Raw genomic sequence first — 26,121 nt, forward strand, 5'->3', positions numbered from 1 at the left:
TAGACTCCTGTGTTTTTTCTGGCGGCCTTCGCCGCGCTTTATAGAGGTTGCGGTTGGTGCGTGCGATGAAGCGAATGGCACGGTGCCTTGCAAACGAGTCGAGACTGATCATGTACCAGTGAAAATCTGACGCCTACAGGGGGCGTCGTATCCAGTACAGGGATGGTCGTATCCAGTGTCGGTGACGTCGCTTACAGATTTTTCCTCAGGCAAAACGTAGGAGCGAGCTTGCTCGCGAAGGTCGTCAACGATAACGCAGCGCTATCAGGTGGTCCGCGTTGCCGATACGCTTTTCGCGAGCAAGCTCGCTCCTACAGTGACCGAGCCGTTCGCACGCAAGCGACGCTCGTGAGCATGGTTGCGTCGGTGTGAGACGCCGTGACGGCGGGGAAAAGCCGGATGATGCCGCCATCTGGGCGATCTGAGCGTAGCACCTCGTTCAAGCCTGGCCGTGCTTATCGAGGAGTTCTACCGCAATGGCTATCAGCGTTTTCGACCTGTTCAAGATCGGCATCGGGCCTTCGAGTTCTCACACCGTCGGCCCCATGCGCGCCGCGGCGTTGTTCGTCCAAGCATTGCGTGAACGCGAACTGTTGGAACAGGTTCGGCGCGTCGAAGTTCAGCTGTACGGCTCTTTGTCGGCCACCGGCATCGGCCACGGCAGCGACACCGCCACCATCATGGGCCTGATGGGCGAGTGGCCGGACGCGATTGACCCGTCGCAAATCGGCGTGCGCATTCACACCCTGCGCGAGACCGATACCTTGCTGCTGGACGGGCGTTTGCCGGTGCCTTTCGTCTGGGCCCGGGACATGCGCCTGCTCGACGAAAACCTGCCGTTCCATCCCAACGCCATGACCCTGGTGGTGTGGGGGGATGAGGGCGAATTGCACCGTGACACCTACTACTCCGTCGGTGGTGGCTTTGTGGTGGATCAAGCCCAGGCCGAAAGCGGTGTGGCAGATATGGACCGCACCGAGTTGCCTTATGATTTTTCCAGCGCGGTAGAGCTGTTGCAGTTGTGCAAGACCCACAACCTGCGCGTGGCCGAGTTGATGCTGGCCAACGAAAAGGTCTGGCGCTCCGAAGAGGAAATCCGCAGTGGCCTGATGAAGCTCTGGCGCGCCATGCAAGCCTGTGTCGAGCAAGGGCTCAAGCACGAAGGCATCCTGCCTGGCGGCTTGAACGTGCGTCGTCGCGCGGCCAAGTTGCACCGTAGCCTGCTTGAGTTGGGCAAGCCGAATGTGATCGGCTCGACCTTGAGCGCCATGGAGTGGGTGAACCTGTTCGCCCTGGCGGTCAACGAAGAGAACGCCGCTGGCGGGCGCATGGTCACCGCACCTACCAATGGCGCGGCGGGGATTATTCCGGCGGTGCTGCATTACTTTATGAAATTCAGCGAGGACGTCACCGAGGCCAACGTGGTCGACTACCTGCTCAGCGCGGCGGCGGTGGGGATCCTGTGCAAGAAGAACGCGTCGATCTCCGGTGCCGAAGTCGGCTGCCAGGGCGAGGTGGGTTCCGCATGCGCCATGGCGGCGGCCGGACTGGCCGAAATCCTCGGTGCCACCCCGGAGCAACTGTGCAACGCCGCCGAGATCGGCCTGGAGCACAACCTAGGCCTGACCTGCGACCCGGTCGGCGGGCTGGTGCAGGTGCCGTGCATCGAGCGCAATGCGATTGCGGCGGTGAAGGCGATCAATGCCGCCCAGATGGCGTTGCGGGGTGACGGCCAGCACTTTATCTCGCTGGACCGGGTGATCCGCACCATGCGCGATACCGGGGCGGATATGCATGACAAATACAAGGAAACATCGCGGGGTGGGTTGGCGGTCAGCGCGGTAGAGTGCTGAAACCGAGTCGTCTTCATTCGCGAGCAAGTCGAATCGTCGCACCGCCGCTCCCACAGTTGACTGCATATATCCTGAGGAAACACAGTCGAATGTGGGAGCGGGCTTGCTCGCGAAAGCGATAGTCCAGGCAACACTGCTCACAAAGTGATCACCCTGAGCCAAAACCGCCACCTTTTAGCGCGTCGCAAACAGATAAGTAGCTTGCGAACGATTTCCCGCCTGACCTCCCGTCCCCCGCGCCTGCGGTGACAGACTTTTCCCACCCCCTCAAAGCCCCTTCCCACAAGTGCTACCGATCTGCTCACACCTCTCGGGCAGGCCCGTTCCTACGGACAATTCCGGCCATATCCCTACCTCCGGCGCGGGCTTGTTTAGACACGTCAGGAGGTCGTTTTTAGGATTTATTGGATGGCCATTCAAATTCAGGCACGGCATTTGCTCTATCAATTCAAAGCCTCTCGCCTTGCTGTAGCGAGAGCGCAATAACAAGAGCCTCGCCTGAGGCCATCACCCGCTTTGTGTGAGGAGATACTGCGATGACGTCGTCCAACGCCGGGGCCCAACCCCAGAACCGTGCGCCTCAATCCATCGGCTTTTTGCTGCTGGACAATTTCACGCTGATTTCCCTGGCGTCGGCAGTCGAACCGCTGCGCATGGCCAACCAGCTTTCCGGCCGCGAGCTGTATCGTTGGACGACCCTAAGCGTCGACGGCAACCAGGTGTGGGCCAGCGACGGCCTGCAAATCACTCCCGATGCGGCCATGCAAAAAGCCCCGGCCCTGGACACGGTGATCGTGTGCGGCGGCGTGGGTATCCAGCGTACCGTGACCCGCGAGCATGTGTCCTGGCTGCAAAGCCAGGCGCGCCAGTCACGCCGCCTGGGTGCGGTGTGCACCGGCAGTTGGGCCCTGGCCTGCGCCGGTCTGCTCGATGGCTTTGATTGCAGCGTGCACTGGGAATGCCTGGCCTCGATGCAGGAAGCCTTCCCCCGCGTGGCCATGAGCACACGCCTGTTCACCCTCGACCGCAACCGCTTCACCAGTTCCGGCGGCACCGCGCCGCTGGACATGATGCTGCACTTGATCAGCCGCGATCACGGCCGTGAACTGTCGGCCGCTATCTCCGAAATGTTTGTGTACGAACGCATCCGCAACGAACAGGACCACCAGCGTGTGCCGCTCAAGCATATGCTGGGCACCAACCAGCCGAAGCTGCAGGAAATCGTCGCGCTGATGGAAGCCAACCTGGAAGAGCCGATCGACCTGGATGAGCTGGCGGTGTATGTCGCCGTGTCCCGCCGCCAGTTGGAGCGCTTGTTCCAGAAATACCTGCACTGCTCGCCGTCGCGCTACTACCTCAAGCTGCGCCTGATCCGCGCGCGGCAGTTGCTCAAGCAAACGCCGATGTCGATCATCGAAGTGGCGTCGGTGTGTGGCTTCGTGTCCACCCCGCACTTTTCCAAGTGCTACCGCGAATACTTCGGCATTCCGCCACGGGATGAGCGCGTTGGCTCCAATACCACGCAGCAGGTGGCGATGATGCCGATTCCGCAGGCGCTGGTGTTGTCACCGTTGTCGGGGCCGATGTCGGCGTTGAGCCAGGCGCGCAATGAGTCAACGTTCGCCAGCGTACGGCTCTAAATCCGACGCAGCTCACTGTAGGAGCGAGCTTGCTCGCGAAAACTCAAGACCACTGGGGGGGGTCAGATGCCCCCCGTTATCGTTGACGATTTCGCGAGCAAGCTCGCTCCTACAGGAATGGTGTTTGTCAGGCGCCGGAGTTCTGCTTGAACTGCATCAGGGCCGGCAACAACTGCTTATCGATCGCCTGCCTCACCGCCGGCAAAATCGTCGCGCTGCCGGTGTACATCTGCTCAACCATGCCCTTGAGCGCCTTGGCCCGCGCCGCGCTCAAGCCGCGCACTGCACACTCGCAAGCCTGTTCGGCGGTGGCGCCGCTGGAGACCTCGAAACCCAGTGAGCGCAACTGGCTAAGCAGGTCGTCCTGGTCAATCAAATCCGCGTGCATCATGACGTTTAATCCTGGTGAGTGGAGCGGGGTTTGACCTTGATTCTGGTAGTCGCCCAAACAGTCGGCAAGGGCAGAATGCGCCGATGCCTCGGATGGCTATGAACGTGTCGTTTTCGAGCCATTTGCTTACTGCAGTAACCGGCACACTGAACCCAGGCACACAGCTTGACGGTTTGGTCACCCTCGAGATGTACCGCCCACACAAGGCACTTGCGCCCCGATCCAGTCACGGCTGGTCGGGGCTTTTTTGTTTTGGGTATTCCATTAAGGGGTTTGATGGGCATGGGATGGCTACCATTATTGTTTGGCATTAGCATTGCCACAGTTCAAACGCACACAATGCCTATAAGCGGTTTACACTCCGGGACTTGTACTCGCCCTGTTGGCGCTTAACTCAGCCCAGGCTTTCAGGCAAATCAGAAGGTAATGCAATGCTAAAGCTCTTGTCTCTCAAAGGTGTCGGCCCTGCTGAAAAGTTTGGCCCGGTTGAGTTCGCACCTCGCCTCAATTTCATCACGGGTGACAACGGTCTCGGTAAAAGCTTCCTGCTGGATGCTGCCTGGTGGGCGCTGACCCGGACATGGGCGCGTGGGTCAGAGGCTATTCCTAGAGAGTCGTCGAGTTCGGCCAGTATTGAGTTTGCGTTTAGTAAGGTTACGGCTGGGGACAAAGCCGGTGAGGTTCAGTTCAAGGACGGTGTATGGCGCCAGCCGAAGGCTCGTCCATCTATCCCCGGCATCGTTATTTATGCGGGAGTCGATGGTAGTTTTTCTGCTTGGGATCCCGCGCGTAACTATTGGACTGATCAACAGGCGGGAACTGAAGAGAAAATCCGGGCCTTTAACTTTTCTCCTGATGAGGTATGGAAAGGCGCTGTGTCCGAAAAGGGCACCAATATCTGCAATGGCTTGATTCATGATTGGGTGCGATGGCAGCGGACCACAGGTGACTCCTCTTTCAAGGAGTTGACGGTGGCACTGGATGCACTGTCTCCGTCGGGTATCGAGAAGCTATCGCCGGGGGAACCTTGTCATATTGGACCTCTGGATGAGACCGAATACCCGACATTGCGAATGTCTTATGGCCTTGACGTCCCGCTGGTTCATGCTTCTGCAGGTATGCGTCGAATTGCTGCATTGGCCTACATGATTGTTTGGACCTGGAACGGCCATAAACGAGCATGCAAGCAGCGAAAAGTTAACCCCGCCAAAGAGATCATCTTTCTAATCGACGAAGTCGAGTGCCATTTGCATCCTCAATGGCAGCGTCGAATCGTCCCTGCATTGCTGAAAGTGGTAGAGGAGATGACGCAAGAGAAGGTGGCCGTACAACTGATTGTGGCCACTCACTCCCCATTGGTCTTGGCTTCTGCCGAGCCTGAGTTTATTGAAGAAAAAGATGCGGTTTTCAACATCCATTTGGAAGACGGACAGGCCAAGGTCACTAAGGAAGTGTGGTCCAAGCAGGGCGATGTGGTGAATTGGTTGGTGTCGGATGTTTTTGGTTTGCAGCAGGCGCGCTCAGTCGCCGCAGAGGAAGCTATCGAGGCCGCCGAAGCTTGGATGCGTGATGATAAGGACGGGTTGCCAGAACACTTGGCAACGCAATCAGCTATTCATCAAGAGCTGGTTCGTGTGTTGCCTGGCCTTGATGACTTTTGGCCGCGTTGGATAGTGTCTCAAGGAAAACCTGAAAAAACGTCCGAAGGGAAAAAGTAATGACGCCGGTTTTGAATCCTATTCCTGAGCCTGAAAAGTTTGACGAAAAGTGTCGAAAGCCAGGCGAGGTCTGGTTGAAGGAAAATCCGACAGCCGAGCGGCCGAGAGACTTGTGGTCTCCTTTCAGGCATGCGCTCGCTGATGGATTTGATGATCGATGTGGCTATGCTGCGATGTATATTCCCAGCGGTACAGTCGATCACGGCGTCAGTTTCAACGAAGACTCATCCCTCGCCTATGAGTGGTCGAACTACCGATTTATTGATGGATGGATCAACAGTTCTAAAAGTAAGCAGGTGGCTGCTGATTTATTGGACCCCTTCGAAGTTCAGGAGGGGTGGTTTGAGATCAGTTTGCCCTCTCTCCAACTCGTCCTGACTGACGCGGTACCTGAGACGTTTAAAGAACGAGCCGAAAACACCCTCAAAAAGCTACCGCTCAGGGATGATGAACGAATACTAAGGCCTCGACGCAAATGGCTGAGCCTTTACGAGAAGAACAAAGATATAGATATGCTCCGTGAAATGGCTCCCCTCATTGCTGCCGCAGTAGAAAAGAAACAGGCTCTGGAAGCGGCTGATTTGCCAGCGCCGGAACATCAGTAAACGATCTCGGTAATTCTTACCTTTGCGCTGAAGCACCAGGGTTCGCGATAGCAATTGATCCCTGTCGATGTAGCGCCACTAGCGGTTTACAGGTTGTGTCTTCTTATTTTTTTGGCGGCAACCCAATCACTCGGCCAAGGAGTGCAGGGCGGAGCAGGTCAAACTGCTGCGCGTTAAGGGCGATGATTTTTTCCATAGTAGCCTCGCTGAACGGCGCCGAACGCGGCCCGGCGAGGTCGACGTGCAGCAACATCTGTTCGTTGCCGGCCAATGCCTTTTCATCACCGACTAGATGCAGGCTGTGATAAAGGTGCAGGCGCTTGGCATCAAAAGCAATCAGTTGGGTGTGCACCTCGACGTCGGCACCGAGCTTCACTTCGTGCAGGTAGTTCAGGTGCAGTTCCAGGGTGAACAGTGAATGGCCGCTGGCTTCGCGGTTTTCGCTGTCCAGGCCAAGCCTGTCCATCAGCGCATCGGTGGCGTAGCTGAAGATCAACAGGTAGAACGCATCGCGCAGATGGCCGTTGTAGTCGACCCAGTCGGGTTGGATGCTCGTTGTATAGGTCGTCAGTGCAGGCATGACTTGGATTCCTGGAATACTCGGTCAACTGTGGGAGCTGGCTTGCCTGCGATGGCGATGCAGGATTCACCACCGCTATCGCAGGCAAGCCAGCTCCCACAGGGTTATTCGGCGAAGCTCATGCCGTGTTTGGCTTTAGTCACCTTCACAGCCTCAAGCACCGCCAGCAAGCAATCATCACGATAGCGCTCCAGCGCCGAAATGCTGTGCTTGCCCAGTTGATCGCTTGTCCCCTCCACCACATCATCAATCAACTTGTCGGTCAGCTCCGGTGCTGGCAAATAGGTCCACGGCAGCTGCAGCGCGGGGCCGAACTGGGCCATGAAATGTCGCATTCCGGCATCGCCCCCTGCCAGGGTGTAGGTCAGGAAGGTGCCCATGAACGACCATCGCAGGCCTGCGCCGAAGCGGATGGCATCATCGATTTCACCGGTGGTCGCCACGCCGTCATTCACCAGATGCAGCGCCTCACGCCACAGCGCTTCCAGCAGGCGGTCGGCGATAAAACCCGGCACTTCCTTGCGCACATGCAGCGGGCGCATGCCCAAGGATTGATACACCTTGATCGCCGCCTGGATCGCCTCCGGCGCGGTGTTTTTACCGCCGACTACTTCCACCAGCGGCAACAGGTAAACCGGGTTGAATGGGTGACCGACCACGCAGCGTTCCGGGTGGGTCGAGCCCTCATAGAATTCGCTTGGCAGCAGGCCCGAGGTACTCGAGCCAATCAGCGCATTGGGCTTGGCTGCGGCGCTGATTTTGCTGTGCAGTTCCAGTTTCAGCTCCAGGCGTTCCGGGGCGCTTTCCTGGATGAAGTCGGCGTCCTTCACACATTCCTCAATGGTTGCGACAAAGCGCAAGCGGTCCTGTGAGGCGCCCGTTGCAAGGCCCTGTTTCTCCAGGGCGCCCCAGGCATTGGCGACGCGTTTGCGCAGCGCGGCTTCGGCGCCAGGCGCCGGGTCCCAGGCGACCACATCCAGGCCATGGGCCAGGGCACGGGACACCCAGCCACTGCCGATGACACCGCTGCCAAGGGCGGCGAAGGTTTTGATTTCGGTGATAAAGCTCATTGGCGACGATCCTGAATAATGTGATGAACCCCTGTGCGAGCAAGCCCGCTCCCACAGTTTTGATCCGGTTTCGGCAGTGGGTCAGCCGCGCTTGGTCAGGCCCATCTTGATTCGGCCTTCCGCCGGGGTCATGACCCGCGCACCCAATCGGCTGAGGATTTCACTGGCGCGCTCCACCAGTTGGCCGTTGGTCGCCAGCACACCCTTGTCCAGCCACAGGTTGTCTTCCAGGCCAACCCGCACGTTGCCGCCCAGCAGCACGGCTTGCGCCGCCATCGGCATTTGCATGCGGCCGATGCCGAAGCCGGCCCACACAGCGCCGGCGGGCAGGTTGTCGACCATGGCTTTCATGGTGGTGGTGTCGGCCGGCGCCCCCCAGGGGATGCCCAGGCACAGTTGGAACAGCGGGTCGTCCAGCAGGCCTTCCTTGATCATCTGCTTGGCGAACCACAGGTGGCCGGTGTCGAAAATTTCCAGCTCGGCCTTTACGCCCAACTCCTGGATGCGCTTGGCGCCAGCCCGCAGTTGCGCGGGGGTGGACACGTAAATGGTGTCGCCATCGCCGAAGTTCAGCGTGCCGCAATCCAGGGTGCAGATTTCCGGCAACAGCTCTTCCACGTGGGCCAGGCGGGTCAACGGGCCGACCAGATCGGTGTTGGGACCGAAGGCCATCGGGTTCTCGCCGCCACCGATCTCCAGGTCGCCGCCCATGCCGGCGGTCAGGTTGACGATGATGTCGATGTCCGCTTCGCGGATGCGCTCCATCACCTCGCGGTACAGCGCCACGTCGCGGCTGAACTTGCCGGTTTCGGGGTCACGCACATGGCAATGCACCACCGTGGCGCCGGCCTTGGCGGCTTCCACTGCGGCGGCGGCGATTTGTTTGGGAGTGACCGGCACGTGCGGGCTTCGGCTGGTCGTGTCGCCAGCACCGGTGAGTGCGCAGGTGATGATGACGTCGTGGTTCATGGGGCGGTTCCTTACGGGCATGATTCAAGGGCGTGGTGATGCCGTTCGCAGCCGGTCGGGGCTGCGAAGCGGTGATTTAAATAAGGTTATTTGCTGGTCAGTTGGATATTTGCCGCAGCCGGCTTGCCGTCGAAGGTGGTCATACCGTCCAGCCAGCGAGCCTGGTCTTGGGGGTGATCCTTGAGCCACTGCTTGGCCGACTCGATAGGATCCTTGTGATCCAGCAAGGGCTGCATCATTCGGCTCTCGTCGGCGGCGGTGAAGGTGAGATTGGTCAGCAATTTGTGCACGTTGGGGCATTGTGCTGCGTAGGTCGGCGCGGTGACTGTCCACACGGTCGCCTTGCCCTCGTTCGGGCCCAGGGCGTCTTCGCTGCCGGTGAGGTAGGTCATGGCGACGTTGACGTTCATCGGGTGCGGCGCCCAGCCGAAGAACACCACCGGCTCCTTGCGCCGAACCGCACGGTCGACCGCGGAGAGCATGGCGGCTTCACTGGACTCCACCAGCTGGAATTTGCCCAGGCCGAACTGGTTCTTGGCGATCATCGCCTTGATCTGGGTGTTGGCGCCCGAGCCTGGCTCGATGCCGTAGATTTTACCTCCCAGTTCTTTTTCGAATTTGGCGATATCCGCGAAGGTTTTCAGGCCCTTGTCCGCCAGGTAAGTCGGCACGGCGAGGGTGGCGCGGGCGTCTTCCAGGCTGGGTTTGTCGAGGACTTTGACTTGCTTGGCGTCGACGAACGGCGTGATGGTCTGGGTCATCAGCGGGTTCCAGTAGCCCAGGAACAGGTCCAGGCGCTGGTCACGAATGCCGGCAAAGATGATTTGCTGGGATGCGCTGGTCTGTTTGGTCTTGTAGCCGATGCCGTCGAGCAGCACCTGGGCCATGGCACTGGTGGCGATGACGTCGGTCCAGTTCACCACACCCAGGCGTACGTTCTGGCATGAAGCGGCATCCGCTGCCATGACGTGGGTGCTCAAAATAGCGCTGATGCTGAGTGCAAGCACGCTGCGGCTGATCAGTCGGTTCATGGTGGATCCCTCGGCAGGTCGTTATTGTGGGGTCCGGCGTCTTTGTGCGCCGTGGGATCACGTTACGCAGCTTGGGGGGCGGTAAAGCGCACGGCGGCGACCCACTCTTGCACTGCAGCGACCAGCCCTCTTGAATCCGCCCGAGAACGGGAGTATCACAGTGCCACGCTGGCCGTCCGACGAGAGCGCCACCATGTCCCAGGATTACTATTTCTTGCTGATGCCGGGGTTCTCGGCCATCGGCTTTATCTCCGCGCTGGAGCCGCTGCGGGTGGCCAACCGGTTTCGCGGCGAGCTGTACCGCTGGCATGTCTTGAGCGCCGATGGCGGCGCGGTGCTGGCGAGCAATGGCATGTCGGTCAACGCCGACGCCGCGCTGGAACCGCTGAAAAAGGGCGCGACGCTGATGGTGGTCGCCGGCTTCGAACCGCTGCAGTTCGTCACCCCCGCGCTGGAACACTGGCTGCGCCGCCTCGACCACGACGGCGTGACCCTCGGCGCCATCGACACCGGCGCCTGCGTGCTGGCTGAGGCGGGGCTGCTCGACGGCCACCGCCTGACCCTGCACTGGGAAGCCATCGATGCCTTCAAGGAGTCGTATCCGCACCTGAGCGTGACCCAGGAACTGTTCGAGATCGACCGCCGCCGCATCACCTGCGCCGGCGGCACCGCCTCCATCGACCTGATGCTCGACCTCATCGCCCAGGCCCACGGTCCGGAGTTGGCGATCCAGGTCTCCGAACAGTTCGTGCTCGGCCGCATCCGCCCGCGCAAAGACCACCAGCGCATGCAGATCGCCACGCGCTACGGCATCAACAACAAGAAGCTGGTGCAAGTGATCGGCGAGATGGAGCAGCACACCGAGCCGCCGCTGAGCACATTGGCCCTGGCCGACGCGATCAAGGTGACGCGCCGCCAGCTGGAACGCCTGTTTCGGCTGCACCTGAACGACACCCCGAGCAACTTTTACCTGGGCCTGCGCCTGGAAAAAGCCCGGCAGTTATTGCGCCAGAGCGACCTGAGCGTGCTGGAAGTGAGCATCGCCTGCGGGTTTGAGTCGCCGTCGTATTTCACCAGGAGCTATCGAGCGCGGTTTGCGAAATGTCCGAGAGAGGATCGGCGACGGGAGGTGGTTTGATCGTTTTTTAGACAATTATAGTGCCGACTATAATTTATAGTCGTTTCCATAATTGGGTATAAATCTCAGTTTCACGGATTGGCGATTGCACGGTCACCGCAACGCTTCTGTGGAAATGCAGATCAAATGAGGGAGCTGGCTTGCCTGCGATTCTCCCAGTAGTGAGCGGGCTTGCCCCGCGCCGGGCTGCGAAGCGGCCCCAAACCCGGCACCTGCGTTCTACCTGAAGCTCGGCGATGCCTCTATAGGGGCGGCTTCGCCACCCAGCGCGGGGCAAGCCCGCTCACTACATGTGAGGTGGCTTATTTTTTCACCAGTGCCGAACACGCCGCCTTGAACGCCTCATGCTGATACTTGTTCAGCGTCGCTGGCAGGTCAAAGTTGTGCTTCTTGTTCTGCGCATTGATGGTCTGTGGCGATAGCAACGTCACCTCAACCCCTTCCAGCAACTGAAACACACCTTCAATCTTGAACGTGGTCGGGCCGCCGGCGAATTCGCCTTTCTTGCTGCGCTTCTTGATCGCGATACGGGTGATGGCGTTTGCCTGCACAAACGCCTTCACCTGAGCCGCGAAAGCTTTGACGTTGGCCGCTTCATCATCGTCTTCCAGGGCGATTTTCTTGGTGGACAGGGCGACGTGGGTCAGCACCTGGTTGTCCAGGGAAGCGACGGCGATGATGGCTTCGCTGCCTTTGATTTCGATGCCGCAGAGAGTCATGAATAGCCTGCTTCAGAAAGAAAGTGGCGGGGATTGTCGCTTATTCCTGCCCTAACGACTCCAAAAACTCCGACCGCTCATCACTCATTCGCGCCAGGCAGTCATTCTGCGCAATCGCGTAGGCCTTGGTGCCGTTCACTGCCGGGAAGGTGTCCACCGCGCAATCGGCGTCGCGCAGTTTTTCCCACTTCTGCTGGGCATCCTTCAGACGAGCGGTAATGTCCGCCAGTTTGGTCTTGTCGCTGCCATAGATCGAACCCATGCGTTCCAGCAGGCCCTGATAGTTGTCTTTTAACAACTGCTCAGCGGTGGTCTTGTTGTAAGAGGCGCATTCCAGGGTTTGCTTGTCGTTTTCGATGCCGTCGCACGGCGTGCTATCGGTGTCTTCGGCCGCGTGGGCGCCGGTTGCGATGAGTGCCAAAGCCAGGAAAATCGATTTCATTGCGCCGTCTCATATCAGGTGATGCGGGAATTCTGGCTCAAGCGTCAGACAAAGAACAGCCGCCAGTCAGACCTCTCTTAACAGCCTTTGTCGCGGATTGACGCTTTCGGCAATTCCCCTGTCGTTTTTGCACCCGGCTCTGTCGGCCCCTGGGCATATGCTGGCCCCAAAGCGCCGGCAGACGATTCGGCGCATGAATCGCCAAAATAAGGGGACGCCTGATGAGCCCAGCCGAGTTGCACGCCGACAGCATCGTTATCGACGGGCTGATTATTGCCAAGTGGAACCGCGACCTGTTCGAGGATATGCGCAAAGGTGGCCTTACCGCCGCCAACTGCACGGTGTCGGTGTGGGAAGGGTTCCAGGCCACCATCAACAATATCGTGGCCAGCCAGACCCTGATCCGCGAGAACAGCGACCTGGTGATCCCGGTGAAAACCACCGCGGACATCCGCAAGGCCAAGGAACAAGGCAAGACTGGCATCATCTTCGGTTTCCAGAACGCCCATGCTTTCGAAGACCAGCTCGGCTACGTCGAGATCTTCAAACAGCTCGGCGTTGGCGTGGTGCAGATGTGCTACAACACCCAGAACCTGGTGGGTACCGGCTGCTACGAGCGCGACGGCGGCCTGTCGGGCTTCGGGCGTGAGATCGTCGCCGAGATGAACCGTGTCGGCATCATGTGCGACCTGTCCCACGTGGGCTCCAAAACCAGCGAAGAAGTCATCCTCGAATCGAAAAAGCCGGTGTGCTACTCCCACTGCCTGCCGTCCGGGCTCAAGGAGCATCCGCGCAACAAGTCCGATGAAGAACTCAAGTTCATCGCCGACCACGGCGGTTTTGTCGGCGTGACCATGTTCGCGCCGTTCCTGGCCAAGGGCATCGACTCAACCATCGACGACTATGCCGAAGCCATTGAATACACCATGAACATCGTCGGCGAAGACGCCATTGGCATCGGTACCGATTTCACCCAGGGCCATGGCCAGGATTTCTTTGAAATGCTGACCCATGACAAGGGTTACGCGCGCCGCCTGACCAGCTTCGGCAAAATCATCAACCCGCTGGGCATCCGCACCGTGGGCGAGTTTCCCAACCTCACCGAAACCCTGCTCAAGCGCGGCCACCCTGAGCGTGTGGTGCGCAAGATCATGGGCGAAAACTGGGTCAACGTCTTGAAGGACGTCTGGGGCGAATAAGCCAGACACCCACCGGCACTACCACAACGAATTTTTCTGGAGTTAAGTTTCCATGGCCAAGATCGCCCCGCAATTGCCTATCGAAGTCGACAGCGAAACCGGTGTCTGGACCTCCGACGCCCTGCCGATGCTGTACGTGCCACGCCATTTCTTCGTCAACAACCACATGGGTATCGAAGAAGTGCTGGGCGCCGACGCCTACGCCGAGATCCTCTACAAGGCCGGCTACAAATCCGCCTGGCACTGGTGTGAAAAAGAAGCCGAATGCCACGGCCTGGAAGGCGTCGCGGTGTTCGAGCACTACATGAAGCGCCTGTCGCAACGCGGCTGGGGCCTGTTCAAGATCCAGGACATCGACCTCGACAAAGGCACCGCCAGCGTCAAGCTCGAGCACTCGGCGTTTGTCTATGTGTACGGCAAGGTCGGGCGCAAAGTGGACTACATGTTCACCGGCTGGTTTGCCGGCGCGATGGACCAGATCCTTCAAGCGCGTGGCAGCACCATTCGCACCGTCGCCGAACAAGTCTACGGAGGCTCCGAAGAGGGCCACGATGACGGCTTGTTCACCGTCAAGCCGTTGTAAGCCGAGGACCGTGCCATGGCTTTCGAAGCAATGTTTGCGCCGATCCAGATCGGCAAACTTACCATCCGCAACCGCGTGCTCAGTACCGCCCACGCCGAGGTGTATGCCACCGACGGCGGGATGACCACCGACCGCTATGTGAAGTACTACGAAGAGAAAGCCAAGGGCGGTATCGGCCTGGCGATCTGTGGCGGCTCCTCGGTGGTGGCCATCGACAGCCCGCAGGAGTGGTGGAGCTCGGTGAACCTGTCCACCGACCGCATCATCCCGCACTTCCAGAACCTGGCCGACGCCATGCATAAGCATGGCGCCAAGATCATGATCCAGATTACCCACATGGGCCGTCGCTCGCGCTGGGACGGTTTCAACTGGCCGACCCTGATGTCGCCCTCCGGCGTGCGTGAGCCGGTGCACCGCGCCACCTGCAAGACCATCGAGCCGGAAGAAATCTGGCGCGTGATCGGCAACTACGCCCAGGCCGCGCGCCGTGCCAAGGCCGGTGGCCTGGACGGCGTGGAACTGTCGGCCGTGCACCAGCACATGATCGACCAGTTCTGGAGCCCAAGGGTCAACAAGCGTACCGATGAATGGGGCGGCACCTTCGAAGGCCGCATGAAGTTCGGCCTGGAAGTGCTCAAGGCCGTGCGCGCCGAAGTGGGTGATGACTTCTGCGTAGGCATGCGCCTGTGCGGTGACGAGTTCCACCCGGACGGCCTGTCCCACGAGGACATGAAGCAGATCGCCAAGTATTACGACGACACCGGCATGCTCGATTTCATCGGTGTGGTGGGCTCGGGTTGCGATACGCACAACACCTTGGCCAACGTTATCCCGAACATGAGTTACCCGCCGGAGCCGTTCCTGCACCTGGCCGCCGGGATCAAGGAGGTAGTCAAGGTTCCGGTGCTGCACGCGCAGAACATCAAGGACCCGAACCAGGCCACGCGCATTCTGGAAGGCGGCTATGTGGACATGGTCGGCATGACCCGTGCGCACATCGCCGACCCGCACCTGATCGCCAAGATCAAGATGGGCCAGATCGACCAGATCAAACAGTGCGTCGGCGCCAACTATTGCATCGACCGCCAGTACCAAGGCCTGGATGTGCTGTGCATCCAGAACGCCGCGACGTCCCGTGAATACATGGGCGTGCCGCACATTATCGAGAAGTCCACCGGGCCCAAGCGCAAAGTCGTGGTGGTCGGTGCCGGCCCGGCGGGGATGGAAGCCGCACGCGTTGCCGCCGAACGCGGCCACGACGTGACCCTGTTCGAGAAGAAAGAATTTATCGGCGGGCAGATCACCACGGCCTCCAAAGCCCCGCAACGCGACCAGATCGCCGGGATCACGCGCTGGTTCCAGTTGGAACTGGCGCGCTTGAAAGTCGACCTGCGCCTGGGCGTTGCGGCCGACGCCGAGACCATTCTCGACCTGCGCCCGGACGTGGTGGTGCTGGCGGTGGGCGGCCATCCGTTCATCGAGCAGAACGAACACTGGGGCGCGGCCGAAGGTTTGGTGGTGAGCAGTTGGGATGTGCTCGACGGCAAGGTAGCACCGGGCAAGAACGTGCTGGTGTACGACACCATCTGCGAATTCACCGGCATGTCGGTGGCGGACTTCCTGGCGGACAAAGGCTGCCAGGTGGAAATCGTCACCGACGACATCAAGCCGGGCGTGGCCATCGGCGGTACGTCGTTCCCGACCTACTACCGCAGCATGTATCCCAAGGAAGTGATCATGACCGGCGACATGATGCTGGAAAAGGTCTACCGCGAAGGCGACAAGCTGGTGGCGGTGCTGGAGAACGAATACACCGGCGCCAAGGAAGAGCGGGTGGTGGACCAGGTGGTGGTGGAGAACGGCGTGCGTCCGGACGAAGAGATCTACTACGCCCTCAAGCCAGGCTCGCGCAACAAGGGCCAGATCGACGTCGAAGCGTTGTTCGCGATCAAGCCGCAGCCGTGCCTGAGCGAGACGGGTGATGGGTACTTGCTGTTCCGCATCGGCGACTGTGTGGCCCAGCGCAATACCCACGCTGCGATCTATGACGCCCTGCGCCTTTGCAAGGATTTTTGACGCACCTGATCGTTCCCACGCTCTGCGTGGTAATGCCGCCCTGGACGCTCCGCGTCCGCTCTTAAGATCGTGACGCAGAGCGTCACAGGATGCATTCCCACGCAGAGCGTGGGAACGATCATAGTGGGAGCTTCACCATGCTGAACACCCTTCTTCCCATCCTGCTGTTCGCCGCCCTGGGCCTTGCCGTCCTCGGCGCCCTGCGCCGGGCGAACATGTGGCGCCGTGGCCGCGCGTCGAAAGTCGACCTGCTCGGCGGCCTGCTGGCCATGCCCAAGCGCTACATGGTTGACCTGCACCATGTGGTCGCCCGCGACAAATACATCGCCAACACCCACGTCGCTACCGCGTTGGGCTTCGTGCTGTCGGCGCTGCTGGCGATCCTGGTGCATGGTTTCGGCCTGCAGAACCGTATCCTCGGCTACGCGCTGCTGCTGGCCTCGACATTGATGTTTGTCGGCGCCATCTTCATGTACCTGCGCCGTCGCAACCCGCCTTCGCGTCTGTCCAAAGGCCCGTGGATGCGCCTGCCGAAAAGCCTGATGGCGTTCTCGGTGAGTTTCTTCCTTGTCACACTGCCAGTGGCCGGGATACTGCCCGCCGACTTCGGTGGCTGGCTGCTCGCAGCACTATTGAGCGTGGGCGTGCTGTGGGGCGTGTGCGAAATGTTCTTCGGCATGACCTGGGGCGGCCCGATGAAGCACGCCTTTGCCGGGGCGTTGCACCTGGCTTGGCACCGCCGCGCCGAACGTTTCGGTGGCGGCCGTTCCACCGGTTTGAAGCCGCTGGACCTCAGCGACAAGACCGCGCCCCTGGGCGTGGAAAAACCCAAGGATTTCACCTGGAACCAATTGCTCGGCTTCGATGCCTGCGTGCAGTGCGGCAAGTGCGAAGCCGCCTGCCCGGCGTTCGCCGCCGGCCAGCCGCTGAACCCGAAAAAGCTGATCCAGGACATGGTGGTCGGCCTGGCCGGCGGCACCGATGCCAAATTCGCCGGCAGCCCGTACCCCGGCAAACCGATTGGCGAACACGGCGGCAACCCGCACCAGCCGATCGTCAACGGCCTGGTGGACGCCGAGACCCTGTGGTCCTGCACTACTTGCCGCGCCTGCGTGGAAGAGTGCCCGATGATGATCGAGCACGTCGATGCCATCGTCGACATGCGCCGCCACCTCACCCTGGAAAAAGGCGCCACCCCGAACAAGGGCGCCGAAGTCCTCGAAAACCTGATCGCCACCGACAACCCTGGCGGCTTCGCCCCGGGCGGTCGCCTGAACTGGGCGGCGGACCTGAACCTGCCGTTGCTCAGTGAAAAGGGCAACTGCGAAGTGCTGTTCTGGGTTGGCGACGGCGCCTTCGACATGCGCAACCAACGCACCCTGCGCGCGTTCGTCAAAGTGCTCAAAGCTGCAGGTGTGGACTTCGCCGTGCTCGGCCTGGAAGAGCGCGACAGCGGCGACGTGGCCCGGCGTCTGGGTGATGAAGCGACGTTCCAACTGCTCGCCTCGCGCAATATCCAGACGTTGGCCAAGTACAGCTTCAAGCGCATCGTCACCTGCGACCCGCATAGCTTCCATGTATTGAAAAACGAGTACGGCGCCTTCAACGGCAACTACTTTGTGCAGCACCACAGCACCTTCATGGCCGAGCTGATCGTCGACGGCGCGCTGAACCTGGGCCAGCACAAAGGCACCAGCGTGACCTATCACGACCCGTGCTACCTGGGCCGCTACAACGGTGAATACGAAGCGCCGCGCCAAGTGCTGCGCGCGTTGGGCATCGAGGTCAAGGAGATGCAGCGCTCGGGCTTCCGCTCACGCTGCTGCGGCGGCGGCGGCGGTGCGCCGATCACTGACATTCCCGGCAAGCAACGTATTCCGGACATGCGCATGGACGACATCCGCGAGACCGGCGCCGAGCTGGTGGCAGTGGGTTGCCCGCAGTGCACGGCGATGCTCGAAGGCGTGGTCGAACCGCGTCCGCTGATCAAGGACATCGCCGAGCTGGTGGCCGACGCGTTGCTGGAAGACGCCGCACCCGCCAAAGCTCCCCCTAAACGTGAACTTGCGCAGGTGCACATATGAGCGACATTATCCGCCGCGACCCACGGGCCGAATGGATCGCCCGTAACCGCCTGCACCCGTTGTACGCGGCGATGCAGCCGGTGCAACACAGTTGGATGGGGCCTAACGGCGTCATCCGCAAGAATGTGCATGGCATGGGGTTTCTCGGCCCCAACGGCATCAAGCGCATCGACCGCAGCGGCGCCCAACAGGGCGGCGCCGCCAAACGCACGGCGGCTGTGGAGGTGCAACTACCACTGCATCAGGTCCCGGCCCCGGCGTTCTACATCAATGTGGTACCGGATATGGTTGGCGGTCGCTTGAGCAGCCACGACCGCGACTTGCTCGGCCTGGCCCGGCAACTGGCCGGCAACGACGGCGCGGTGCTGGCCGTGGTGTTTGGTGACCACAAGGAAACGGCCTTTGCCACCGCCGGTGTTGATCGCCTGCTGGTGCTGGAAGGCCGCGAATTCGACGGTTATTCACCGGAGCAGCGCGTGCAGGGTTTGCGCGCTGTGGATAACCAGTTCAACCCGCGTCACTGGTTGCTGCCGGACAGCCGCAGCGGGGGCGGCGAACTGGGCCGGCGCTTTGCCGCCAGCCTCAAGGAACGCCCGGCCACACGGGTGTGGCAGATCAAAGGTAATGAGTGCATCGGCCGTGCCGGTGCCGGCCAGGAAGACCTGGCTCGACCCTTGGCGCGCCTGATCCTGGCCGGCGTCGAGTGCGCCGAGCCCGTCAGCGAGACACGGCATGAAGCGTTGCCGGTGGAGTTATCCACAGCCCTGGCGCGCAGCCTGCCGCGTATCGAAGACCTCGGCGCGGTGGCCGTGGACCCGGCGGCGATTCCGATGGCCGAGGCCGAATTCATCTTCTCGGGCGGCAATGGCGTGAAGGACTGGGCGCTTTTCCACCAGGCCGCCGCCGCCTTGGGCGCCACCGAAGGCGCCTCGCGGGTCGCCGTGGACGATGGCTTCATGGCACGTGATCGCCAAGTCGGCGCCAGCGGCACCTGGGTCACGGCGCGGGTGTACGTGGCGGTGGGCATTTCCGGGGCGATCCAGCACCTGCAGGGCATCGGTGCCTGCGACAAAGTGGTGGCGATCAACCTGGACCCTGGCTGCGACATGATCAAGCGTGCCGACCTGTCGGTGATCGGCGAAAGCGCCGCGATACTGCAAGCCTTGATCGACGCGGTCGAGGCCTACCGCAACGGCGCCAAGCGCGATGCGGCCTAAGGAGTTGGTCATGACGACAAATGTAATCAGCCTGGTGTCCATCGGCGCCCACCCCACCTCAGGGCGCCCGCGCCGTGCGGAGCAGGATGCGCGTGCGGTGGAGCTGGGCCTGCAATTGGCTGGGGATAAGTTGCAGGTGCTGCACGCCGGCAACATCGCCGAGCCGACCCTGCGCAGCTACCTGGGCATGGGCTTGCCACAGTTGCACGTGTTGGAACAACCGGCGGGCAGCGATGCATTGCCGGTACTCAGCGTGTACCTGCGCGACGCCGGCGCCCAGGTGGTGCTTGCCGGCAGCCAGGCCGAAACCGGTGAAGGTTCGGGCATGTTGCCGTTTCTGCTGGCCGAGCAATTGGGTTGGCCGCTGATTGTCGGGCTGGCGCAGGTGGAGTCCATCGACGCCGGCGTGGCTCATGTGCTGCAAGCGTTGCCACGCGGTCAACGGCGGCGCTTGAAGGTGCGTTTGCCGTTCCTTGCGACGGTGGATAACGCCGCGCCCAAACCGCGGCAAAGCGCCTACGGTCCGGCGCAGCGCGGTGAGCTGGCGGCCCATGAAGTCGAAATCGAACAGGACGAGTTATTCACAGGTGCCGTGCTGCAACCGGCCAAACCGCGTCCCAAGCGCCTCAAAGTGATCAAGGCCAAGAGCGGTGCTGATCGAATGAAAGCCGCGACGGCCAAGGCCAGTGGTGGTGGGGGGCAGGTGCTCAAGGGCGTGAGTGCGCAAGAGGGCGCGCAAGCCATCCTCAAATTGCTCATCGAAGAAGGTGTCGTACGCTGATCCCCCTGTGGGAATGGGCTTGCTCGCTCCCACCTTTGTTTTGCAGTGTTTGTAAGCTTACCCACAATCCCTGTTGACCCGTCTGTGGATAACCTGTTCGCGGTTGTCCACAACCCCTGTAAATCAAGCCCTGCAGCCTCCTGTACGAAAAACAACCAAGCTAACTGGCGGTTTTTCCTTGGGTTTTTCTCTACTTCTAAACATTTTTCCAGACAAACTTGCCCCCATACTCTGTTGGCGCTTCTGTGGATAAGGTGTTCGCTATTGGCTGCAGCCCATGTAAATAAAGGCTTTCGTGAGTTCGGTCAAAATTTGATCAATTCACGCTTTTGGCTGCGCGAAAGACGCTGAAAACCCCGGTTTATGACGGTTTTAGGTGGTTTTCCACAGCAGTGCCCAAGTTGCCCCCAAAGTCTGTTGGCGGTTCTGTGGATAAGGTGTTCACGTACCGCTACAGGCCACGTATAACGTGGCTCTCATGCGATTGGTTAATAAATGACCAAGTGTGGGCAGAAACCGCTGCCTTGAATAAGTCACGGATTTTCTTGATTTAATTTGGGAGGCGTAGCGCACTTGCCCACAATTGCTGTGGGTGGCTCTGTGGATAAGTTGTTGGGTAAAGGCTGGAGGGCAGGCAGATAATGGCCTGCGCGAGACTTGATCAAATATTGAGCAGTGTGAGGTTCAAATGTGGGAGCGGGCTTGCTCGCGAATACGGTGGATCAGTCAATATATCTGGTGACTGTCACTGCGCATTCGCGAGCAAGCCCGCTCCCACATTTTGATCTGTGGGGTGTCAGTTATTCGTGTGCGGCCACGCCTTTAAGGTATGGCGCCGGCGCCGCGCCGAGGTTGTTGAGCATGCGCTCGCTGTACCAGTCCACGAAGTTCACCACACCAAATTCATAGGTCTTGGAGTATGGCCCCGGCTGGTAAGCGGTGGAGTTGATGCCGCGCTGGTTCTCTTCGGCCAGGCGACGGTCCTGGTCGTTGGTGGCGTCCCACACTTGGCGCATGCGCTCCACGTCGTAGTCCACGCCTTCCACGGCATCCTTGTGCACGATCCACTTGGTGGTGACCATGGTTTCCTGGGCGCTGAGCGGCCACACGGTGAACACGATGATGTGGTCGCCCATGCAGTGGTTCCACGAGTGCGGCAGGTGCAGGATGCGCATCGAGCCCAGGTCCGGGTTCTTGATGCGGCCCATGAGTTTGGCGCAGCCCTGCTTGCCATCCAGGGTCATCGACACGGTGCCCTTGAGCAGCGGCATGCGCACGATGCGGTTACGCAGGCCGAAGCTGGCGTGGGCGTAAGGGATTTTCTCGGCATCCCAGGCGGCGGCCGAAGCGGCAACGTGGTCCTTGAACGCCTGGTCGGCGCGCGGGTCGGTGACGTCGTCCCATTCCAGCAGGGTTTTGAGCAGTTCCGGGTGCGAGGCGTTGCAGTGGTAGCACTCGCGGTTGTTTTCCAGCACCAGCTTCCAGTTGGCTTTCTCGAACAAGGTGGTCTGGATCGCCACCTTGGTGTTCTCCATGTCGTACGGTTCCATGTAGTGGTTGAGCGTCGACAGGAAGTCGTCGATGGCCGGCGGGTTCTCGGCCAGGCTGATGAAGATGTAGCCGCCGGCGGTCTTCACATTCACCGGCTTGAGGCCGTACTGCTTCATGTCGAAGTCGGCGCCCATCTCGGTGCCGGCGAACAGCAGGCGACCGTCCAGCTCGTAGGTCCACTGGTGATAGTGGCAAACCAGCTTGGCAACCTTGCCCTTGTCGCTGGTGCACAAGCGCGAGCCACGGTGGCGGCACACGTTGTGAAACGCATGCACCACGCCTTCGGCGCCACGGATCACGATGATCGGGTTCTTGCCCACTTGCAGGGTCAGGTAGTTGCCCTTGGTGGGGATCTCGCAGGTCATGCCGGCGATCAACCACTCTTTCTGGAAGATCTCCTGCATGTCGATATCAAACAGCCGCTCATCAGAGTAAAACGGCTGTGGCAGCGAAAAAGTGCGCTCGCGCTCGTGCAGCATCTGCGCGGTGGCCTTGCGTGCGGGTTCCAGCGGATCGCCCAAGCTTAAGGTTGCGGTGACGTCCATCGTGTGTGTCCTCATGGCCATTCTGTGTGGCCGGCGAATAGTGGCTGATCAGGTTTGCAGCAAGGCGTAAAGAAAGCGTCGTTGTTGGGAGCGAGTGTGGGCCCCGCGTTGCGTGGAACCTTATCCATGGGCGACATGGCCCAATCTGATCCCGACGCGCAAGCCCCTGTTATTGGGGGCTGGTCGCGGTAAGTATGTGAATGTCGCAGATAGGTAAGTGGACGGTTCTCGCGTTACGCAGAATCGCCACCATAAGGCCGACGTCGGCGGTGGAGAACAACATGTCCAATAGTTTCCTGAATCCGGTAACCACCCAGACCTGGGCCAATGGCCGGCACATCGTCCGTTGCGTCAAAGTCATCCAGGAAACCTGGGACGTGCGCACCTTCTGCTTCATGGCCGACCAGCCGATCCTGTTCTTCTTCAAGCCGGGGCAGTTCGTCACACTGGAGCTGGAAATCGAAGGCCAGCCGATCATGCGTTCCTACACCATTTCCAGCTCGCCGTCGGTGCCGTACAGCTTTTCGGTGACCATCAAGCGCGTGCCGGGCGGCCGTGTTTCCAACTGGCTGCATGACACGCTGCACGAAGGCCAGGAACTGGCGGTGCACGGGCCGGTCGGGCTGTTCAATGCCATCGACTTCCCAAGCCCCAAGGTGCTGTACCTGAGCGGCGGCGTCGGCATCACGCCGGTGATGTCCATGGCGCGCTGGTTCTACGACACCAACGCCAATGTCGACATGACGTTCGTTCACAGTGCCCGTTCACCCAAGGACATCATCTACCACCGCGAACTGGAGCACATGGCGTCGCGGATCGATAACTTCAGCCTGCACCTGATCTGCGAGAAACACGGCCTGGGCGAACCTTGGGCGGGTTATCGCGGCTATTTGAACCACAAGATGCTGGAACTGATGGTGCCGGACTTCCTGGAACGCGAAGTGTTCTGCTGCGGCCCCACGCCTTACATGAGCGCGGTGAAGCGCCTGCTCGAAGCCGCCGGTTTCGACATGGCGCGTTACCACGAGGAGTCCTTTGGCGCCACGCCACCGGAAGCCCGTGCGGATGCGGTGGAGCAAGCCGAACAAGCTGCCGACGCGCCGGAAGTCGACCTGGCCGACCTGCACCAGGTGGAATTCATCGCCTCGGGCAAAAGCATCCGCGTGGCCCCGGGCGAAACCGTGCATGCCGCGGCCGCCAAGCTGGGCTTGTTGATTCCCAAGGCCTGCGGCATGGGCATCTGCGGCACGTGCAAAGTGATGAAGCTGGGCGGCGAGGTCGAGATGGAGCACAACGGCGGGATTACCGAGGAAGACGAAGCCGAAGGCTACATCCTGTCGTGCTGCAGCGTGCCGAAGGGTGATGTGCGCATTGAGTTCTAACCCTCACTAATCGTTCCCACGCTCCGCGTGGTAACGCCTCCCGGGACGCTCTGCGTCCCGCTTGAGTGGTGGTGACGCAGAGCGTCACGGGCTGCATGCCCACGCAGAGCGTGGGCACGATCAGTAAGGGGGGCGGCGTAGATGATCGTTCCCACGCTCCGCGTGGTAACGCCTCCCGGGACGCTCTGCGTCCCGCTTGAGTGGTGGTGACGCAGAGCGTCACGGGCTGCATGCCCATGCAGAGCGTGGGCACGATCAGTAAGGGGGGCGGCGTAGATGATCGTTCCCACGCTCCGCGTGGTAACGCCTCCCGGGACGCTCCGCGTCCCGCTTGAGTGGTGGGGACGCGGAGCTTCCCGGTATGCATTCCCACGCGGAGCGTGGGAACGATCAGGGCACGATCTTCAGGACCAGCGTTGTATCTCGATTAATCCTTCCATTCCCGCATAGTTGCGAGCACTCGAGTACCGCCAGTGTTCCGCCAGATCCACGTAACCCCGTTTCACCGGGTTGTGGTGATTGTAATCGAGCTTCTGGCGCATCACGCTCTCGCTGTACACCAACTCTGCATGTGAGCCCTCCTGCCACAGTTGATAAACCCGATCTGTCTTGTGCGCGCGTTTGCTGAAACGCAGGCGTTCTAATGCCCGCTCGGCGCCTTTGCTCTGCAGGTCATCAATGATGCTGCGGGCGGTGAAGGATTTGAATTGGCTGACGCACTTGGCCAGGTCGGGAGCCTGAGCGACGAAATGCAAGTGGTTTTCAAGGATGACGTAACCATAAAGGTTTAAGTCTTTATGGCTTTGCTGATAGCGCCAGCAATCCAGCAGATGGCCGACGAGGTAGTCGCGGGTAAACAAAGGCAGCCACTCCATAACGGTGCATGTCAGGAAGTGCGGTTTTTCGGGTTCAGTGATGGTGTAGCGACTTCTGCCCATGCATTCATCCTTGAATTTTTTGGGGGGAGGGCTGGACGCGGAGCGTCTTGGGATGCATTCCCACGCAGAGCGTGGGAACGATCATGCACCGCATTCGCGAGCAAGCCCGCTCCCACAGTTTTGCCGGTTTACACCAGTGATGGTTGGGTGATTAAGGAATGGTCAAGTTAACGGTTACTGGGCGTAGATATGGACAACGAAGTGCTGACCTGATGCTGTCAATTCATAGGCTTTGTCGTAAATTTTCAGCGTCCTCGATGGCTCGCGAATGGTATCCCCGACTTTTGCGTACTTGCGGAACTCATCCCAGTCAATAACGGTGGTGCTGACAGTGCCGTCGCTTTGCAGGGTGTTGCCGTTGCTTTGGTATTCCATGGGGTTCGCTCTCTCTTCTGGATTTCCGTTTCCAGCCGATTGTTCGGCAGGTGGTTATCCCGAAAGGCGGCCTCTGCAGGGGCCTTTTCCTTCCGGGTTCCAAGAGGCTAGTCAATGAAAGCGTGGGGCGCTGCTGTCAGAAATATCAAATGACAGACTCGGCAATCCGCCAGTATTCGCCAGGTTCAGGCCTCCATCACTTTCCGAATATCCGCCGCCAATTCTCTTACACGCTCTTCCTCGGTATCCCACGCACACATGAAGCGCGCTCCGCCCTTGCCAATGAAGGTGTAGAAACGCCAGCCCTTGGCGGTCAGCGCCGCGATGGCCGGTTCCGAGAGTTGCAGGAACACGCCGTTGGCTTGTACCGGGAACATCAACTCGACGCCGGGAATATCCGCCACCAGGCTGCTCAACAGTTGCGCGCAGTGGTTGGCGTGGCGCGCGTGTTTGAGCCAGGCGTCGTTTTCCAGCAGGCCTACCCAGGGGGCGGAGAGGAAACGCATTTTCGACGCCAGTTGGCCGGCCTGTTTGCAGCGGTAGTCGAAGTCTTCGGCCAGCTTGTGGTTGAAGAACAGAATCGCTTCGCCCACCGCCATGCCGTTCTTGGTGCCGCCAAAGCACAACACGTCCACGCCGGCCTTCCAGGTCAGGTCGGCCGGCGAGCAGCCGAGGAACGCACAGGCGTTGGAGAAGCGCGCGCCGTCCATGTGCAGGTTCAGGCCCAGTTCCTTGCAGGTGGCGCTGATGGCGCGGATTTCTTGCGGGGTGTACACGCTGCCGACTTCAGTGGCCTGGGTGAGGGTGACCACGCGCGGCTTGGGGTAGTGGATGTCCTGGCGCTTGAGGGCGATCTCGCGGATCGACTCCGGGGTCAGCTTGCCGTTTTCGGTGCGGGCGGTGAGCAGCTTGGAACCGTTGGAGAAAAACTCCGGCGCGCCGCATTCATCGGTCTCGACGTGGGCGGTTTCCGAGCAAATCACGCTATGGTAGCTCTGGCACAAAGATGACAGGGCGAGGGAGTTGGCGGCGGTGCCATTGAAGGCGAAGAACACTTCGCAGTCGGTTTCGAACAGGTTGCGGAAACCGTCGGCGGCGCGATGGGTCCATTCATCATCGCCGTAGGCGCGCTGATGGCCCTGGTTGGCTTGTTCCATGGCGGCCCAGGCTTCCGGGCAGATGCCGGAATAGTTGTCACTGGCGAATTGTTGGCTCTTGTCGGTCATGGCCCATT

At 60.4% G+C, this 26,121-nt stretch carries 23 protein-coding genes; 12 read left to right on the forward strand and 11 right to left on the reverse strand.

The annotated features are described in order from the left end of the window. Positions 1–476: 476 nt before the first annotated feature. Positions 477–1,853, forward strand: coding sequence for an L-serine ammonia-lyase (locus ACLH0H_RS11285; protein ID WP_411382054.1), 1,377 nt, complete (start codon positions 477–479; stop codon positions 1,851–1,853). A 536-nt stretch (positions 1,854–2,389) separates the two neighbouring features. Further along, complete coding sequence (locus ACLH0H_RS11290; RefSeq protein WP_076953225.1) at positions 2,390–3,493, forward strand: GlxA family transcriptional regulator; 1,104 nt, start codon at positions 2,390–2,392, stop codon at positions 3,491–3,493. 127 nt (positions 3,494–3,620) lie between these two features. On the opposite strand, the gene ACLH0H_RS11295 is transcribed toward ACLH0H_RS11290, so the two are convergent. Then, positions 3,621–3,884: a hypothetical protein gene (locus ACLH0H_RS11295; RefSeq protein WP_076953226.1), complete on the reverse strand. Its 264-nt coding sequence runs from the start codon at positions 3,882–3,884 to the stop codon at positions 3,621–3,623. 431 nt (positions 3,885–4,315) lie between these two features. Between ACLH0H_RS11295 and ACLH0H_RS11300 the strand changes: the two genes are divergently transcribed. Beyond that, entirely contained in the window at positions 4,316–5,602 is a 1,287-nt protein-coding gene (locus ACLH0H_RS11300; RefSeq protein ID WP_411382055.1) for an AAA family ATPase, read from the forward strand. After that, positions 5,602–6,207, forward strand: a complete 606-nt coding sequence (locus ACLH0H_RS11305) for a hypothetical protein (RefSeq protein WP_411382056.1) — start codon at positions 5,602–5,604, stop codon at positions 6,205–6,207. Before ACLH0H_RS11300 ends, ACLH0H_RS11305 begins: the two co-directional genes overlap by 1 nt. Positions 6,208–6,310: 103 nt before the next feature. On the opposite strand, the gene ACLH0H_RS11310 is transcribed toward ACLH0H_RS11305, so the two are convergent. The 4 genes from ACLH0H_RS11310 to ACLH0H_RS11325 all read right to left on the reverse strand — a co-directional run bounded on the left by ACLH0H_RS11310 (position 6,311) and on the right by ACLH0H_RS11325 (position 9,857). After that, the gene (locus tag ACLH0H_RS11310) at positions 6,311–6,787 is read right to left on the reverse strand and encodes a thioesterase family protein (protein ID WP_411382057.1); all 477 of its coding nucleotides are present in this window, start codon (positions 6,785–6,787) and stop codon (positions 6,311–6,313) included. A 104-nt stretch (positions 6,788–6,891) separates the two neighbouring features. Continuing rightward, entirely contained in the window at positions 6,892–7,857 is a 966-nt protein-coding gene (locus ACLH0H_RS11315; RefSeq protein WP_411382058.1) for an L-carnitine dehydrogenase, read from the reverse strand. Between the two features lie 81 nt (positions 7,858–7,938). Then, complete coding sequence (locus ACLH0H_RS11320; RefSeq protein ID WP_411382059.1) at positions 7,939–8,826, reverse strand: 3-keto-5-aminohexanoate cleavage protein; 888 nt, start codon at positions 8,824–8,826, stop codon at positions 7,939–7,941. A gap of 86 nt (positions 8,827–8,912) precedes the next feature. After that, a complete protein-coding gene (locus ACLH0H_RS11325) occupies positions 8,913–9,857 on the reverse strand; it encodes a choline ABC transporter substrate-binding protein (protein WP_411382060.1) in 945 nt (314 codons plus the stop codon). A gap of 193 nt (positions 9,858–10,050) precedes the next feature. On the opposite strand from ACLH0H_RS11325, the gene ACLH0H_RS11330 reads away from it, so the two are divergent. Next, a complete protein-coding gene (locus ACLH0H_RS11330; RefSeq protein WP_411382400.1) occupies positions 10,051–10,995 on the forward strand; it encodes a GlxA family transcriptional regulator in 945 nt (314 codons plus the stop codon). 302 nt (positions 10,996–11,297) lie between these two features. On the opposite strand, the gene ACLH0H_RS11335 is transcribed toward ACLH0H_RS11330, so the two are convergent. Then, positions 11,298–11,714: a DUF3010 family protein gene (locus tag ACLH0H_RS11335; protein WP_411382061.1), complete on the reverse strand. Its 417-nt coding sequence runs from the start codon at positions 11,712–11,714 to the stop codon at positions 11,298–11,300. Positions 11,715–11,754: 40 nt separating this feature from the next. Continuing rightward, complete coding sequence (locus ACLH0H_RS11340) at positions 11,755–12,156, reverse strand: lysozyme inhibitor LprI family protein (protein ID WP_411382062.1); 402 nt, start codon at positions 12,154–12,156, stop codon at positions 11,755–11,757. A gap of 221 nt (positions 12,157–12,377) precedes the next feature. On the opposite strand from ACLH0H_RS11340, the gene ACLH0H_RS11345 reads away from it, so the two are divergent. From ACLH0H_RS11345 to ACLH0H_RS11370, 6 genes are all read left to right on the forward strand, one after another. After that, positions 12,378–13,355 (forward strand): dipeptidase, encoded by a 978-nt coding sequence (locus ACLH0H_RS11345; protein ID WP_010207105.1) that lies wholly within the window; start codon positions 12,378–12,380, stop codon positions 13,353–13,355. A 52-nt stretch (positions 13,356–13,407) separates the two neighbouring features. Beyond that, a complete protein-coding gene (locus ACLH0H_RS11350; RefSeq protein WP_122542214.1) occupies positions 13,408–13,938 on the forward strand; it encodes a DUF5943 domain-containing protein in 531 nt (176 codons plus the stop codon). A 15-nt stretch (positions 13,939–13,953) separates the two neighbouring features. Further along, the gene (dgcA, locus tag ACLH0H_RS11355; RefSeq protein WP_411382063.1) at positions 13,954–16,014 is read left to right on the forward strand and encodes a dimethylglycine demethylation protein DgcA; all 2,061 of its coding nucleotides are present in this window, start codon (positions 13,954–13,956) and stop codon (positions 16,012–16,014) included. A 137-nt stretch (positions 16,015–16,151) separates the two neighbouring features. Beyond that, positions 16,152–18,098 (forward strand): dimethylglycine demethylation protein DgcB, encoded by a 1,947-nt coding sequence (gene dgcB, locus ACLH0H_RS11360; protein ID WP_411382064.1) that lies wholly within the window; start codon positions 16,152–16,154, stop codon positions 18,096–18,098. Further along, positions 18,095–19,315 carry an electron transfer flavoprotein subunit alpha/FixB family protein gene (locus ACLH0H_RS11365; RefSeq protein ID WP_411382065.1) on the forward strand — a complete coding sequence of 407 codons (1,221 nt, stop codon included), beginning with the start codon at positions 18,095–18,097 and terminating at the stop codon, positions 19,313–19,315. The genes dgcB and ACLH0H_RS11365 overlap by 4 nt, the downstream gene beginning before the upstream one ends. A gap of 10 nt (positions 19,316–19,325) precedes the next feature. After that, positions 19,326–20,096 carry an electron transfer flavoprotein subunit beta gene (locus ACLH0H_RS11370; protein ID WP_411382066.1) on the forward strand — a complete coding sequence of 257 codons (771 nt, stop codon included), beginning with the start codon at positions 19,326–19,328 and terminating at the stop codon, positions 20,094–20,096. A gap of 800 nt (positions 20,097–20,896) precedes the next feature. Here ACLH0H_RS11370 and gbcA read toward each other — a convergent pair. Beyond that, on the reverse strand, positions 20,897–22,192 hold the full coding sequence (gene gbcA / locus ACLH0H_RS11375) for a glycine-betaine demethylase subunit GbcA (RefSeq protein WP_411382067.1): 1,296 nt from the start codon (positions 22,190–22,192) through the stop codon (positions 20,897–20,899). A 281-nt stretch (positions 22,193–22,473) separates the two neighbouring features. Here gbcA and gbcB point away from each other — a divergent pair, with 281 nt between their 5' ends. Continuing rightward, positions 22,474–23,574: a glycine-betaine demethylase subunit GbcB gene (gene gbcB, locus ACLH0H_RS11380; RefSeq protein ID WP_057723602.1), complete on the forward strand. Its 1,101-nt coding sequence runs from the start codon at positions 22,474–22,476 to the stop codon at positions 23,572–23,574. Between the two features lie 404 nt (positions 23,575–23,978). On the opposite strand, the gene ACLH0H_RS11385 is transcribed toward gbcB, so the two are convergent. The 3 genes from ACLH0H_RS11385 to ACLH0H_RS11395 all read right to left on the reverse strand — a co-directional run bounded on the left by ACLH0H_RS11385 (position 23,979) and on the right by ACLH0H_RS11395 (position 26,113). Beyond that, positions 23,979–24,512, reverse strand: coding sequence for an REP-associated tyrosine transposase (locus tag ACLH0H_RS11385; protein ID WP_411382068.1), 534 nt, complete (start codon positions 24,510–24,512; stop codon positions 23,979–23,981). Positions 24,513–24,686: 174 nt separating this feature from the next. Next, positions 24,687–24,887 carry a hypothetical protein gene (locus tag ACLH0H_RS11390; RefSeq protein WP_411382069.1) on the reverse strand — a complete coding sequence of 67 codons (201 nt, stop codon included), beginning with the start codon at positions 24,885–24,887 and terminating at the stop codon, positions 24,687–24,689. 185 nt (positions 24,888–25,072) lie between these two features. After that, complete coding sequence (locus ACLH0H_RS11395; protein WP_076953241.1) at positions 25,073–26,113, reverse strand: threonine aldolase family protein; 1,041 nt, start codon at positions 26,111–26,113, stop codon at positions 25,073–25,075. Between the last annotated feature and the right edge of the window lie 8 nt (positions 26,114–26,121).

Origin of the sequence: Pseudomonas sp. MPB26, assembly GCF_046605355.1 — a bacterium.
Lineage (GTDB): Bacteria > Pseudomonadota > Gammaproteobacteria > Pseudomonadales > Pseudomonadaceae > Aquipseudomonas > Aquipseudomonas cedrina.